Genomic DNA, 15,449 nt, shown 5'->3' on the forward strand with positions numbered 1-15,449 from the left:
GTTACAATAAATATAAGGAGGTTTTATATATGGCAGCATTTGGTAAGTTTGATTCGTCTATTGACCCATCAGAAGTAGGCAAAGAATTCTCAGTTAACGAGCACGTAAAATTTCAAGTACATAATCAGCCGGAAACAGGCACAATTACAAAGCAACTGAAAAACTCAGCCGTTATTGCCATTGATGAAACAAGTTCCAATCAGGAGTTGATCTCCGAAAAGAACGGTGTCATTATCATTAACTACAAACAGATGGAACCAACAGATCAATAAAAAAGAAGCTGGAATTCCAGCTTCTTTTTTATTGCTATTTCGTACCGAATAAACGATCTCCCGCATCACCTAATCCTGGAACAATATAACCATCTTCATTTAAATGATCATCTAAAGCAGCTGTGTAAATATCTATATCCGGATGAGCTTCTTGTAAGGCTTTAACCCCTTCCGGAGCAGAAACGATACAAACAAATTTAATATTAGAAGCACCACGTTTTTTCAAAGAGTCAATCGCCATAATCGCTGATCCTCCTGTGGCAAGCATAGGATCAACCACCAATAGTTGGCGACTATCGATATCTTCTGGCATTTTGACAAAATACTCATGAGTTTCTAATGTTTCTTCGTCCCGATACAAACCAACATGCCCTACTTTAGCCGCTGGGATAAGTTGTAAAATACCATCTACCATACCCAAACCTGCACGCAAAATTGGAATAATAGCCACTTTCTTACCAGCTAATGTTTTTTGCGTTGATAGTTCAATTGGTGTTTCAATTTCAACATTTTCAGTTGGCATATCACGAGAAATCTCGTAAGCCATCAACATTGCAAGTTCATCAACAACTTCTCGAAAAACTTTTGTACCACAGTTTTTCTCCCGTATAATTGTTAACTTATGTTGAATTAATGGATGTTCCATTACTTGAAATTTTCCCATTTTTTAAGGCCCCTTTATTTTTTCTCTATTGTAATCTAAAAGCAGTATACAAGCAATGCATCAAAAGAAATTGCCTTTAATATACAACTTAATGCGTATAAATTGGATGAGCTTCAGTCAGTTTTGCAACAGCTTCTTTGACCTCATTAAGCACTGCCTGATCTTTGTTATTTTCTAAAACTTTTATAATCAAACGAGCGACTTCCGCCGCTTCTTTTTCTTTAAAACCACGACTAGTGATGGCAGGTGTCCCTATACGTATACCACTTGTTTTAAAAGGACTCAATTTTTCAAAAGGAATGGCATTTTTATTTACTGTAATATGCACAGAATCTAAAAGCTGCTCAGCCTCTTTTCCTGTCATACCATAGTCGGTCACATCAATTAAAAGTAAATGATTTTCTGTTGCACCAGACACTAAACGTGTTTTTGCAGCTTGGTTAAATTCGGCTTCCATTGCCTTAGCATTATTTAGTACCTGTTGACTGTATGCTTTAAAATTATCATCCAGTGCTTCATTAAATGCAACAGCTTTTCCTGCAATTACATGTTCTAAAGGTCCTCCTTGAATACCAGGAAATACATTACTATTGACTTTTTTTGCAAGTGCTTCATCGTTTGTTAAAATCATACCACCACGAGGTCCTCGTAATGTTTTGTGTGTGGTAGTCGTCGTAATATCAGCATAAGGAATCGGATTAGGATGAAGCCCACTAGCAACTAAACCAGCAATATGAGCCATATCCACCATCAATTTGGCACCCACTTCGTCCGCAATTTCTTTAAAAGCCGCAAAGTCAATATAACGAGAATAGGCACTGGCTCCAGCAACAATCAGTTTAGGCTGATATTTATGCGCTAAAGTGCGAACATCTTCAATATCAATAATTTCAGTTGTCGGATCAACACCGTAACTAACAAAATGATAAGTTTTACCACTGAAATTTACCGGTGATCCATGTGTTAAATGCCCACCTGCAGATAGATCCATTCCTAAAACAGTATCTCCTTCTTCAATCAATGACAAATAAGCCGCGGTATTGGCCTGCGAACCAGAGTGTGGTTGAACATTAGCAAACTCGGCACCAAATAGTTTTTTCGCCCGTTCAATCGCTAAATTTTCAACGACATCTATAAATTCACAACCACCGTAATAACGACGTCCGGGATACCCTTCTGCATATTTATTCGTTAAAATACTTCCTTGAGCTTGCATTACCGTTTTGGAAACAATGTTTTCTGAGGCAATCAATTCCAGATTATCTTGCTGACGCCTAGTTTCGTTTTCAATTGCAGTGCCGATCTCAAAATCAAAATCTTTTATAGCCATATCAAGAACACCCCTTTTACTTTCTTACAATATTGTATCACAGGAAAATTAAGAAATCTTTTAACCTTCAAAATACTTTTGAGCAGCAGCTTTTTTTAAGCGATTCATATAAGCTAGGCCTAAACCTTCTTCAGGCAAAACAGCGACCAAAATAACATCTAAAGATAATTGTCCTTCATCTAATGCACGCATGCCCGCATATAAACCTCTAGTAGCTGCTAGCATACTATCATCACTATAAGAAAAAGTAGCTGCTGTATTTGCGCGAACTTCATCACATATTCTTGGTCCAGCCAGCACTCCTGCACATAGATTATTTTCTTTTACCCAGTGAACAGCAGCTGGCCAATCTTGTTTTTTTACCATTAGAACTTTTGTATCGGGTGAATAATGTTTATACTTCATTCCCGGTGATTTAGGTGTCTCAGAAGTTTCTAATAGATGCTTATCATAGCTAACCTCAATCCCTAGGTCTTGTTGGATTTGTTCTTTAGTAATAGCGCCCGGACGTAAAATCATTGGATTTTGCTCAGGGTCACTAACATCAATTACCGTCGATTCCACCCCAATTTTTGTTGCACCATCATCTAAAATTCCATCAATTTTGCCCTGTAAATCATGATAAACATGTTCATAAGTTGTAGGACTAGGTTTGCCCGAGGTATTAGCACTAGGTCCTACCGCGGGAACGCCTGCTTTTTTGAGTAACATTAAAGTAGCCTCGTTATCTGGCATGCGGAAAGAAACCGAGGGTAAACCTGCAGAGACTTCTTTGGCAAATAAATCTGTTTTTGTTTGACAAATTAAAGTCAGCGGACCTGGCCAGTAAGTATCAGCTAATTTTTGCGCATAAGGATGCAACGCAACGACATAATCTTTTACCTGTTCAAAACTATTCACATGGACAATCAACGGATTGTCATGAGGTCTTCCTTTAACATCAAATACGCCAGAAACTGCGTCTGAATTCATTGCATTTGCGCCTAAACCATAAACAGTCTCAGTTGGAAAAGCTACTAAGCCACCTTTTTTCAACTTTTGCGCCGCTTCACCTATCTCATCAACTGTCCAATGTTTTGTTTCTTTTATTTCCACAGTTTATCCACACCCTTTCTTTTTATCAACACCAAGTTATCAACAATTCCGGTTAAGTTATACACAATCTGTGGAAAAAGTGACATCTTATTGTGTATTTATCTGTTTATAACTTGAAAATAGCTATAATTTCTGTATTATTCGCCTTTTTTCCGAAATAATTTTTATAGAATCACTAGTTACCCACAAACTTGTGGATAACTAGTGCACAAGTAACATTCGTTCATTTCCTGATAAATCTTTTTTCCGCTGAATTGTTTTTTGCGGAAAACTCCTTTGAAAAATTTCTTCTACTTTCCCTCCTTGATTAAAACCAATTTCTAAAAATATTTTTCCTTTTTTAGTGAGCTTTTCTTGCGCTTGTTCAGCAATTTTTTGATAAACAGCTAAGCCCTCATTTTCAGCAAATAAAGCGATGGAAGGCTCATAACGTTGAACACTTGTATCCATCAATGACCATTCGTCTTGGCTAATATAAGGCGGATTGGCAATCAGAATATCGATAGAGTGTTTGATAGGCTCCAAGGTATTACCTAGGTAAAATTCTACTTTTGCTTCAAGCAAATCGCTATTCACCTGTGCTACTTCCAAAGCGTTTTTTGAAATATCCACAGCGCTTATCTGCCATGCAGGTCGTTCTAATTTTAAAGTAGCCGCAATAGCTCCAGTGCCAGTACCTACATCCACTACCTGGAGTGCTTCTTCTTTTTGCTTAACAGTGTTTTGTAAACACCATTCAACTAATTCTTCTGTCTCTGGACGTGGGATCAATGTATTAGAATTGACTTTGAAACTTCGTCCATAAAATTCTTCATAACCAAGTAAATATTGTGGGGGATAATCGTTTAGCAACTGCTCTAGGTCAATTTGTAATTGATCGTATTCTTTTTGTGTTATTTTGTCTTTCATGTGTGACAACCAATCTGTTTTTGTCCATTTTTTACGAGCTAAAAACACATAGAAAATCGCATAACCTTCTTTACCATGATTTTCTAAAAAAGAAGAAGCCCAATTCAGGACTTCTTGATACGTTTGTTTACTCATTTTGCAACTCTTCCAATTTCGAAGTTTGGTCATATAAAATTAAAGCCTCGATAATTTCTTCTAAGTCCCCATCTAAAATTTTATCTAATTGTTGAACAGTCAAATTGATTCTATGATCAGTCACTCGATTTTGCGGGAAATTATACGTACGAATACGCTCGGAACGATCGCCAGATCCGATCGCTGATCTCCTATTGGCATCGTACTCATTTTGAGCTTCTTGTTCATACTTATCATAAAGACGTGCACGCAAAACTTTCATTGCTTTTTCGCGGTTTTTAATTTGCGAGCGTTCATCTTGCATCGCTACCACAATACCTGTTGGAATATGTGTTAAGCGTACAGCAGATGCCGTTTTATTGACGTGCTGTCCGCCTGCACCGGAAGCATGATAAATATCCGTGCGAATATCCTTATCATCTATATCTAACTCCACTTCCTCAGCTTCTGGCATCACAACCACTGTTGCAGTTGAAGTATGCACGCGGCCTTGTGATTCAGTTTCTGGCACACGTTGTACACGGTGAGCGCCGCTTTCATACTTTAATTTCGAATACACTTTATTACCAGTGATCATCATAATGACTTCCTTATAGCCACCAATACCGGTAATACTAGCATCCATCACTTCTACTTTCCAACCTTGTGATTCTGCATAGCGTTGATACATATCAAATAAATCGCCAGCAAAAAGTGCGGCTTCATCGCCGCCAGCTGCCCCTCTAATTTCCATAATAATATTTTTATTATCATTAGGATCTTTAGGTAATAACAGAATTTTGATTTGTTCTTGTAGTTCTGCTTCTTCTTTTTTTAACTCTGCTAATTCTTCTTTGGCTAAATCAGTCATTTCTTCATCCAAATTTTCGCTTAACATTTCTTCGTCTTCGCTAATATCTTCTTCTACTTTCTTGTAGCGTTGATAAACCTCTACTGTTTCACGTAAATCCGCTTCTTCTTTAGACAGCTTCATGAAACGATTGGTGTCTGCGATCACATCTGGATCGCTCATTAATTCGCCTAATTCCTGATAGCGATCTTCAATCTTTTGTAATTGATCGTAATACACTTAACATTCTCCTTTACTCGATTTCTGGGTGAAAATAATGATGACGACAAACAGGATAATATGCATCATTTCCCCCAATTTGTACTTGCTCTCCTTCATATACTGGCTTTCCATCTATAAAATGTAAATTCATGATTGCCTTTTTATGACAAAACCAGCAAATCGTCTTCATCTCTTCGATTTTATCCGCGTATAATAATAAATATTTAGAGCCTTCAAATAATTCGTTACGAAAATCGTTTTTTAATCCAAAGGCCATCACTGGAATCTTTAATTCATCTACAATCCTCATAAATTCTAAAACGTGATGTTTTTTTAAAAATTGCGATTCATCGATCAATATACAGTACGGTCTGGGTTCCAGTTGCACAATAAGCTCGTAAACATTTGTTTCTTCAAATATCGGCAGTGCTTTTTCTTCTAAGCCAATTCGGCTAGAAATTTGCCCAACACCTGCCCGTGTATCTAAGCCGCTTGTCATCAAAACAACTGGTTTTTCTTGTTCTTCATAGTTATGAGCAACTTTTAAGATCTCAATTGATTTGCCACTGTTCATCGCGCCGTACTTAAAAAATAGTTGTGCCATCTTCTCATCCTCCGTATACTTCCCACTAAAAGTATACTTGAAAACAAATGATTTTTACAGCCCTAGCCTTTTGAAATTTAACTAAACAAAAAGGAAGAGCACTGTGCTCCCCTTTTACTTTCTTATATTATAACCAGCTATATCTTAATTAATAACGTCTTTGTTTTTTAAATGCATTTTCTACTTGTTCAAAACCTACTTTAGAGTAAAAAGAACTTGCACTAACTGCCGATATTAAAACAATTGAAATATTTTTTCCCTGATTTTTTCGCAATGTAGACAATAATTTAGTACCAACGCCTTGTTCTTGATAGCTTTTTAAAACAGCTAAATCTGATACAAACGTACAGTAAGACATGTCAGAAACACCACGGAGTACACCTACTAATTTAGCATTATCCCAAGCAGTATACAAAATATTAGCATTATCTAACATTCGTTTAATCCTTGCTTGATCGTAAACCGGTCGCTTAATTCCCGAATGAGCAAAAATTTCTATCAAGTCTTCTACCGTAATTTTTTCCTTATCTCGAATTTCTATCATCGCTAGCCCTCCCTATGTATGCGATACATCTTATCTGTGGGCTGAAAATCGAGTTGCTTATAAAAACCCAAAGCTTTTTCATCTGCCCTTAAGGAAATTGTCGTTTTGCTACCTAGGTATTGTTTCATCTCATCGACCAAAATTTTTCCAATTCCTTGCTTTTGGTAAGCTGGTAAAATTAAAATGTCACTTAAGTAACAAAAGTACTCAAAATCTGTTAAGCAACGCGCAAAACCTAACAAAATCCCATTGCGCCACGCACTAAAAACTAAAGGCGTATGATTTATCATCTCTTGCAACCTATTCTTATCTTCAAGCGGCTTATCAAAGGCAGTTTCTTTATAAACAGCCGCCACTTCTTCTACTGATAAAGATTCATTTACTTTGATTTCAACATTGTTTTCTTTCATTTTATTCAACTCTCCCTATATTGTTAATAACAATTAACTGCTAGCAGTTACCCAATTTGAGATGTCCCGTCAAAAACATAATTTCCCAGATACCTCTTTATTTATACGCCTACATTTTCCTTTATTTGACTACTATACGCTAAAAAATAAAAAACTTCAGCCAAATTTTTATAAAACTTGCTATAACCTGGATGATTTCTAAAAAGCTTGTGGATAACTTTCGTGCCGAATGAAAGCGTCTTTTTGATGTTATTGAATCATTTCTTTGCCTTTTTTGGCAAATGACGGTGCTGGACAACTTTCTATATCTAAAAGTGAACATACTTCTTCCTAGAATGTCTTTAAGGCGAAAATCAAGACGCTATTTTTTCTTCTTTTTTTCTCATTTTTATAGATTCAGTCGCTGGATTCTGGCAAGAACGTCCCAGAATAAAGTGTCATAAACATTCGTATTCGAAAGATGGATTTGAATTTGTCGTGCATGCGCCGTCATTCTGCCTGCTATATGAAACAGTTTAAAACGGATGGTATCGATCACTGTCGCTTTTTCTGTCGAAGGAAAGGTTAGATGCTTCATCAAGTGAATAATGTTGTAAGCCATAAAACTTAAGGCTAAACGCGCTTGATTGGCGGTAAACGAAGCGCTATCTGTTTTTTCGGCAAAGAAGCCGCCTTTCATTTCTTTAATGAAGTTTTCCATGTTCCCTCGTTTTTGATAGAGTTGAAAAATCGTCTTGGGATCGAGATTCTCAAAGTTTGTAACGATAAACTGAAAATCGCTAAAAAGTAAGGACCCGGCAAGACGAGTGGCTTTCATGGCGACTCGACGTGATTGTCGCCATTTGTTAGCCCGATAGTCCATTAGAAAATATTGCTGTTCGGTTTTCGTATAATCGGTGTCATCTTGATAAAGGACTTGATGTTGAATGTGGTCGAGCAAACGGGCGTTGCTTTTGAGTTTGATCACATAACGGACTTGACGGTCTTCGCAATGGGAAAAAATTTCGGGCTTGGCAAATCCGCTATCTCCACGAACCATGATCAGAGGATCACTGGATCGCTGCTGATATCGATCTAACATCTCCTCGAGATAATCTTCGGCATGGGTAGACGTATAGGATTTTCCGTGACGATGGCGAACATCTAAAGCAAGCCCGGTCAATCCTTCAAAAGTGACAAACGGATGATAGCCATTGATGCCATAGTGATAGATAAACTCGGCTTCTTCTTGTTCCCCGTAGGTGGGACAAGCCGTCGAATCAAAATCGAGCACTAAGTGTTGTGTATTGTCATGGTCTAACCATAGATCCGCTAAGTCTTTGGCTACTTGTGAAAGTTGCGACACATTTTCTGTCGTTAATGTATGCAGAAAGGTCGAAAGCATGGACTGCGAACTAAGGTTTTCTTGTTGAAGCGCTTCTTGAAAGAGGCGATCGTATTGCACTTTATTGGCGTCTCGATCGCGTGAATATCCCGCAATCAATTGATAAAGCCATTGTTTCAAGATTTCTAGCCAGGAATGATGTGAAAATTTGCGGCCATCGTTGATATAAATCCGTTCATTTAATAACTGATCAAAATGAATCTTCTTTAAAAATTCGGCAACCAATACCATTCCGGCATCATTGGTTAAGGCGCCCCCATCATTGGCGATAGAAATTTTCTTTTGAGAATTGAACATTAATGGTTTTTGTTGTAAAGTGAAAGACATAAGAACGCACTCCTTATTGTTATGTTTTGTCGACTTTACAATAACACGAAGTGCGTTCTTTTTGTACACCCAAAAGGTGAAGCAACTAAACTTTTAGAAAAATGAGCATACCAAGGATTGAATCATTCTTGGAAAAATTTATAAATCATTCAGGTATAATATTTTCAAGAACTTGTATTAAATAAAAAAGAGAACACGTGAAGACTAGTGCAAAAGCCTTCGTGTGTTCTCTTCTTTCAGCGTTAACTTTCATTACTGATATTCAATTATTTAATATCAATTTTCTTTTTATCTTCATCTTTGCCTGGTGCTTTTGGTAATTCCAAATTCAAGACACCATCTTTAAATGAAGCATCGATTTTATCTTCATCAATTCCTTTTAACATAAATTGACGACGGAAAGAACTGCTACTACGTTCTCGACGTAGGAAATTGCCTTCTTCATCTTTATCTTCACTTACATCATTACGACTTGCTTCAATTGTCAAAATATCATCGTCATAGGTAACATTCAAATCTGACTTATCAAATCCTGGTAGGTCTGCTGTTACTTCATAGTTATTATCTTTTTCCTTGATATCGACTTGAAAATTATCGTTTCCCATAAAGTTTGAGAAGAAATTATCGAAAAAGTCATCTCTCATGTTCATAAGATCATTGTTTCTTGACATTAAGTTTGCCATAAATAATCCTTCCTTTCTTTTTCTTTATTACAAAAGAATTGGCAGTTTCTTTTGTAAAACGGGATTTTTCAATCTCGATTTATCCTATCGGAAGCTCTCTAACTTCCTTACAATTACAATATACAACCTTAGTCAAAAATGGTCAAATAATTAACACTCAAATCCCGAGAGTGCTAATTATTCATTTTATTTAAACTGTTTCTCCTTTTAATAAGGAGATAAATTGTTCACCATATTTATCCAACTTATTTTGCCCTACACCCTTGATCTGTAAAAATTCAACGGGGGTTTTGGGTTTTTTCTGTGCCAATTCTTGCAATGTTTTATCCGAAAAAATAATATAGGGCGGCAAGTTTTGCTCTTGAGCTAGTTCCAAGCGTAAAGCGCGTAATTTTTCAAATAACTCGTCGTTATCTGCTAACTGTTTTACAGCTGCTTGTTTACGATATACTTTTTGCTTACCTAGTAAAACATCAATACCTGTTGATGAAACGATTAACTTAGGAAACTCACCCTTACTCAATGTTAAATATTGTTCAGCTGTCAGATAATCAATCAAACTAACGACTTCTTTTTGTGACCATCCCTTCATTAATCCATAGGTGGTAAGCCGATCAAAGTGCCAATCCTTTACTTGTTTAGTCTTTGAAGCTGTCAAAACTCTTGCCACCATAGTTTTACCAAAGCGTTCCTCCATACGTTTCACACAAGATAATATTTTTTGCGCATCAAGAGTAATATCAACTGCTTCACGTTCATCCAAACAATTACTACATTTACCACATTTTTGCCCATTTTCCCCAAAGTACCGTAAAATGTAACATTGTAAACACATTTGGGTGTGGGCATATTGATTCATTTGTCTTAGTTTTTCGTATTCATTTTGTTGATAGCTATGGGTTAAATTGGATTGTTCAATGAAAAAATGTTGAATTTGTAGATCTTGGGGGGCATACAATAAGATAGCATCACTTGCTAATCCATCCCTACCTGCACGCCCTGCTTCTTGATAGTAAGATTCAATATTTCCTGGTATCTGAGCATGGATAACAAAACGCACATTACTTTTGTTGATTCCCATTCCAAAAGCATTTGTCGCTACTATAACCTGCGTGCGCTCAAACAGAAAGTCTTCCTGACTTTTTGCTCGTTGTTTTTTATCCATGCCCCCATGATACATCCCCACAGAAAAATCATTATGTCTTAGCAAACGATAAAGTCTTTCAACCTCTTTTCTGGTTGTCGCATAAATAATTCCTGATTGATTTTTATTTGTTTTTAGATAGGTAAACAAATAACTATCTTTTTGCTCTTTAACCACTTGAAAAGCTAGATTTTCCCGAGCAAAACCAGTATTGATTTGATTTTGTTCTGGTATAGACAATAATTGAGAGATATCTTGTGCAACTTGTTGTGTGGCCGTAGCTGTCAAGGCTACAACTGTCGGCAGTTGCTTTAACGATTGAATCATTTGTGCTAACTTCAGATAACTAGGACGAAAATCATGACCCCATTGCGAAATACAGTGAGCTTCATCAACTGCCAAAAGGTCAATTTGAACGGTTTCTAATAAACGTAAAAATTCCTCTGATTCTAAACGTTCTGGAGCAATATACAACAACTTAATGCGACCTTTTTTTGTATCATCTAGTCTTTGATTTATCTCTAAATAAGAAAGCGAACTATTAATAAACGTAGCTGGTATCCCCATATCATTTAAACTATCTACTTGATCTTTCATTAAAGAAATTAAAGGAGAAATCACTAGTGTCAACCCATCCAATAAAAGCGCCGGTAACTGATAGCATATAGATTTCCCTCCTCCAGTTGGCATGATTCCAAGTACATTTTCTTGGTTTAAAATTTTTTGAATAATAGCTTCTTGACCTCTACGAAAGCTAGTAAATCCGAATTTTTCAGCTAAAATACTTCTTAAATCTGTCATTTTTTCGCCTCTTTCCTCTTTCATTATAGCGAATTTTTCTTTATGAACCAAAGTTATTTTCTCACTTCATTTTTCTTTTTTTGACAAAAAAATACGCCTTCGACTAGAAAGCGTAAAAAAGCAAAGTGTAACTACAACTACCTTTCAAATTTGTTAATTAATTTAGCCAAAAGTTTAATTATTTACTCAAGTTTCGCACATAAAAAAATAGGATAATCCATTGCCAGATCTGGGCCTGCATTGAATTCAATCGCCTTCTTGACTTTTTTAACAAAAGATACAAAAAGAACTCGCTTTGTTTTATAATTGATTTACCACAAATCAAAGACAAAGGAGTTCTTGCCCTTATGATACACTTAAAAGCCATCAAAAATCAATTACCAAATGAAGTAAAAGCGACTTTTTCCGAATTAAAGGTGCCTTCCTTTTTGCGTCAAGCTCACATCCACAAGCAAAAAGGCTATTCCGTCGCAGTCATCTTTACTTTTCTTTTTTCTTTAGTCTTTAAAGGCAAATCGCTTCATCAAGTCCTTTCTGGACGTGAGGCGGACCAATGGATGAAAAAAGATACGGTCTATCGTTTGATGAACGATCCTCACAATAACTGGCGGACCTTTCTTCTTCGTTTCAGTACTTCGGTGATCGAAAAGATCCATCGTCTGACGGATCCTCAAACTCATCTACGCACCTTGATTTTAGACGATTCTACCTTTTATCGAAATCGGAGTCAAAAAGTCCCTGGTTTAGCCCGTCTATGGGATCATGCCTTGCAAAAAGGCTACAAAGGATATCGTATGCTCACGTTGGGCTTTTCCGATGGGTATTCGTTTCTGCCTATTGATTTTAGTTTGCTTTCTGGCAATAAAAAAGTCCAGCCCACCATCTCTGTACAAGACCAGCGAACCGTGGGCACTCGTCGATTCAAAGAAGCGCAGCGTCCCATGCCTGAAGTGGCGGTTGAAATGGTGGCACGTGCCCTTGATCAGGGCATTTATGCCACGCATGTGCTCATGGACAAGTGGTTTACTTGTCCGAAAATGATCGATCGGTTACACGATTTAGGCATTCATACGATAGGGATGATGAAAAACGGAAAAACAAAATATCTCTACCAAGGGCGTTTTTATAAATTAAGCGAACTCTACCAAAAATCGACGGAAGAAGTAACTGCTGAAGCTATTCTTTCGTCCATTATCGTCCAGCCCTGTGCTGGTCAGCATCCTGTGAAGATCGTTTTTGTGAAAAACCACAGTAAACAAAGTGCCTGGTTAGCCATTATGACGGATGATCTGACGCTGTCTTCTCAAGAGATCGTCAAAACCTATTCTTTACGGTGGGATATCGAAACATTCTTTAAAGCATCAAAATCACTGCTTCATTTAGCGCAAGAAACACAGACACGGAATTATCAAGCCCTGCTCTGTCACACGACCATTGTATTTACCCGTTATATTCTCTTGAGCTGGCAACAACGCTGTGCCAATGACGAGCGGACACTGGGCGGCTTATTTTATGAACTCGCAGATCAGATGAAAGAACTTGATTGGTCTGTGGCATTGCTTGAGTTGGTCAAGATCATTCAGGCTGTCAGCGAAAAAGCAGAAAGTACACTACAAGACTTTATTGAAAGTCAACTACAACACTGGATCGATACGCTACCCAACTATATCAAGGGTTATCTACCGAATTTGGTGTGCGAAACTTGAGTTATTTATAATAGCAATTTCGTTCAGCGGCCAATAACGAAAAACTACTTCGCCTTCGATCAAAGAACGATTTACAAAGCCAAACGCGCGGCTGTCTTTAGAAATCAAACGGTTATCGCCTAAGACAAAATATTGACCTTCAGGAACTTTATAAACAAAGTCACTCGTAAAACTAGCTGCACCTGCAGCAATATCTTGAAAAGCTGGATTATAGCTATACTCCGATTGCATTTTATCGTCAGCAAATTTTTGCTGATAAGGCTTCAAATATGATTCATCTACTTGCTCGCCGTTAACCGTAAGTACGTCGTCTTTCATCTGAACTCGATCACCAGGCAAGCCGATCACTCTTTTAACAGCCAATTTATCTAAGTCATCAGGTTCTTTAGTCGTTACAACATCAAAACGATCAATATTAGATAACTTATAAGTTATCAATTTTTGTCCATCAGCTAACGTCGGGTCCATAGAATGACCATTTACCGAAACAGGCGTAACCACAAATATATACAATGCCCAAAAAATCGCTAAAATAAGAAAAAAAGGACCCCAATTTTTTATAAATTCTTTCAAAGTGTAAACTCCTTATTGATTTTGATAAAATTTCATTTATTATTTTTTATATTATTATACTATGTTAGTATAACATAGCCTAAAACAATAAGGAAAAAACATCTTCTCTCTTAAAAAACTTTTGAATTTTTTCTTTTTTATATTTTATCATTCAACTATCTGGAATACAGTATCTTTTTTGTTATACTATGCGTAATCTATTAGAAATGGAGTCTTTAAAATGTCAATAAAACTTTTCATACGAGATACTTTACAAAAGAGCAGGTTTTTTCTTAAACACAAGCTTTCTTCTGTGCAAGTTATTGTGTCTTATTACCTATTAGTGACATTGATTGCAATTGTTTTATTTTACCTGCCTATCTTTCGCCAGCCTGGCTCCCATGTATCATTTATTGACATGCTTTTTATGGCAGTTAGTACAATTAGCGTGACCGGATTATCAACTTTTTCAGTCACAGATGTTTTTAATGAACAAGGTGTTATTCTATTAGAAATCCTTTTCCAAGTAGGGGGATTGGGTATTATGATGATTTCCACTTTTTTCTTTATTCTTTCAAAGAGAAAAGTTACCTTGAAACAGCGACAATTAATTATGACAGATATGAATCAACCACGTTTAAGCGGTATTGTTCGTTTAATCCGAACGACTTTCGTTATTATTTTAGGCGTGCAGATAATTAGCGGTATTGGCTTTAGCATATACTTAAAATTAAATGAGTACTATACATCATGGACCGATGCATTTTATTACGGCTTCTATCAAGCTGTTTCTTCAGTGACAAATTCTGGTTTTGACGTTACAGGTGATTCAGTTTCTCCTTATGCAAACGACTTCTTGTTTTTATTAACAATTATGTTTTTAATTTTTATCGGAGGAATTGGCTTTCCAGTTTTAGTAGACGTTAAAGAATGGATTGCGTATAAGTTTCATAGAAGACCTAGACTCTCGCAATTTCGTTTCTCTCTATTTACTAAAATTGCCTTATTGTCCTCAGTAATATTGTTTATTGGAGGAAGTATAGTCATTTTTCTTTTAGAAAAAAACCATCTATTCGCTAATATGAGTACGCTCGGACAAGGTATCCATAGTATGTTTTATGCGGTTACAACAAGAAATGGCGGACTACAAATTCATGACTTGGATAGTTTTCAAACGACAAGTCTAATTGTTTTCGCTATGCTAATGTTCATTGGTTGTAGCCCTAGTTCAGTAGGAGGAGGCATTCGTACAACCACAATCATGATTATCGGCCTTTACATTTATTCATTTTTGAAAGGGAAAGCTCATGTTCATATTTTCGGACGTAATATCAATAAAGAAGACATTCGTAAATCCATAGCTGTTTTTATGCTCTCTCTTATCATGTGCTTTAGTTGTGTCGTTTTTTTAACTGCTATTGAAGATGTTTCCTTGATTTCTATCATTGTTGAAGTCACCTCTGCTTTTGGTACCACAGGCTTATCTTTAGGTATTACAAGTGACTTGTCTACCATCGGAAAACTGGTCATTGCAGGTTTGATGTTTATCGGGCGGGTAAGCATGCTGTATACCCTGATGTTGTTTATTCCCCAAAATCCTCATGATTCAGGTTATCGTTATCCTACTGAAAAAATTATTATTGGCTAATGCATTACACAAAAGTAAAAGGCCTGACTAAACTTATTTAGGCTTTTTATTTGCTTTTTTTATAATCATTTATACTTTAACTGTTTAGATATTAGCGAATAAAAAAAAGACCTACACAAAAATTCTTACGCCTTTGCAACCAATAACAGACAAAGAATTTTCACTTATTCTTAAGAACAAGAAAATTGAT

15 protein-coding genes are annotated in these 15,449 nt (G+C 36.5%); 3 read left to right on the plus strand and 12 right to left on the minus strand.

Going from position 1 to position 15,449, the window contains the following annotated elements; translation table 11 throughout:
- Positions 1-29 precede the first annotated feature (29 nt).
- Positions 30-272, plus strand: coding sequence for a hypothetical protein (locus C7K42_RS07525; RefSeq protein ID WP_014123565.1), 243 nt, complete (start codon positions 30-32; stop codon positions 270-272).
- Between the two features lie 34 nt (positions 273-306).
- Here the strand turns inward: C7K42_RS07525 and upp are convergent, their stop codons facing one another.
- From upp to recQ, 11 genes are all read right to left on the minus strand, one after another.
- The gene (upp, locus tag C7K42_RS07530) at positions 307-936 is read right to left on the minus strand and encodes a uracil phosphoribosyltransferase (protein ID WP_069028544.1); all 630 of its coding nucleotides are present in this window, start codon (positions 934-936) and stop codon (positions 307-309) included.
- Between the two features lie 88 nt (positions 937-1,024).
- Positions 1,025-2,266, minus strand: coding sequence for a serine hydroxymethyltransferase (gene glyA / locus C7K42_RS07535; RefSeq protein ID WP_014123563.1), 1,242 nt, complete (start codon positions 2,264-2,266; stop codon positions 1,025-1,027).
- Between the two features lie 60 nt (positions 2,267-2,326).
- Positions 2,327-3,361, minus strand: a complete 1,035-nt coding sequence (locus C7K42_RS07540) for an L-threonylcarbamoyladenylate synthase (protein ID WP_082786912.1) — start codon at positions 3,359-3,361, stop codon at positions 2,327-2,329.
- A 201-nt stretch (positions 3,362-3,562) separates the two neighbouring features.
- Positions 3,563-4,405 carry a peptide chain release factor N(5)-glutamine methyltransferase gene (gene prmC / locus C7K42_RS07545; protein WP_014123561.1) on the minus strand — a complete coding sequence of 281 codons (843 nt, stop codon included), beginning with the start codon at positions 4,403-4,405 and terminating at the stop codon, positions 3,563-3,565.
- Complete coding sequence (prfA, locus tag C7K42_RS07550; RefSeq protein WP_014123560.1) at positions 4,398-5,474, minus strand: peptide chain release factor 1; 1,077 nt, start codon at positions 5,472-5,474, stop codon at positions 4,398-4,400. The genes prmC and prfA overlap by 8 nt, the downstream gene beginning before the upstream one ends.
- A gap of 13 nt (positions 5,475-5,487) precedes the next feature.
- On the minus strand, positions 5,488-6,060 hold the full coding sequence (locus tag C7K42_RS07555; protein WP_014123559.1) for a thymidine kinase: 573 nt from the start codon (positions 6,058-6,060) through the stop codon (positions 5,488-5,490).
- Positions 6,061-6,208: 148 nt separating this feature from the next.
- Complete coding sequence (locus C7K42_RS07560) at positions 6,209-6,604, minus strand: GNAT family N-acetyltransferase (protein WP_014123558.1); 396 nt, start codon at positions 6,602-6,604, stop codon at positions 6,209-6,211.
- 2 nt (positions 6,605-6,606) lie between these two features.
- Positions 6,607-7,014, minus strand: a complete 408-nt coding sequence (locus tag C7K42_RS07565; RefSeq protein WP_014123557.1) for a GNAT family N-acetyltransferase — start codon at positions 7,012-7,014, stop codon at positions 6,607-6,609.
- 388 nt (positions 7,015-7,402) lie between these two features.
- The gene (locus C7K42_RS07570) at positions 7,403-8,725 is read right to left on the minus strand and encodes an IS1380 family transposase (protein ID WP_014123528.1); all 1,323 of its coding nucleotides are present in this window, start codon (positions 8,723-8,725) and stop codon (positions 7,403-7,405) included.
- Between the two features lie 266 nt (positions 8,726-8,991).
- Positions 8,992-9,408: an Hsp20 family protein gene (locus tag C7K42_RS07575; protein ID WP_014123556.1), complete on the minus strand. Its 417-nt coding sequence runs from the start codon at positions 9,406-9,408 to the stop codon at positions 8,992-8,994.
- 190 nt (positions 9,409-9,598) lie between these two features.
- On the minus strand, positions 9,599-11,353 hold the full coding sequence (gene recQ / locus C7K42_RS07580; RefSeq protein ID WP_041591737.1) for a DNA helicase RecQ: 1,755 nt from the start codon (positions 11,351-11,353) through the stop codon (positions 9,599-9,601).
- Between the two features lie 347 nt (positions 11,354-11,700).
- Between recQ and C7K42_RS07585 the strand changes: the two genes are divergently transcribed.
- Positions 11,701-13,059 (plus strand): IS4-like element ISTeha3 family transposase, encoded by a 1,359-nt coding sequence (locus C7K42_RS07585; protein ID WP_103099640.1) that lies wholly within the window; start codon positions 11,701-11,703, stop codon positions 13,057-13,059.
- Here the strand turns inward: C7K42_RS07585 and lepB are convergent.
- Entirely contained in the window at positions 13,033-13,632 is a 600-nt protein-coding gene (gene lepB / locus C7K42_RS07590) for a signal peptidase I (protein WP_103099781.1), read from the minus strand. The genes C7K42_RS07585 and lepB overlap by 27 nt on opposite strands.
- Before the next feature lie 220 nt (positions 13,633-13,852).
- Between lepB and C7K42_RS07595 the strand changes: the two genes are divergently transcribed.
- Positions 13,853-15,259 (plus strand): TrkH family potassium uptake protein, encoded by a 1,407-nt coding sequence (locus C7K42_RS07595; protein WP_014123552.1) that lies wholly within the window; start codon positions 13,853-13,855, stop codon positions 15,257-15,259.
- The last annotated feature ends 190 nt before the right edge of the window (positions 15,260-15,449 follow it).

The sequence above is a fragment of the Tetragenococcus halophilus subsp. halophilus DSM 20339 genome, from assembly GCF_003841405.1.
Taxonomy (GTDB): Bacteria; Bacillota; Bacilli; order Lactobacillales; family Enterococcaceae; genus Tetragenococcus; species Tetragenococcus halophilus.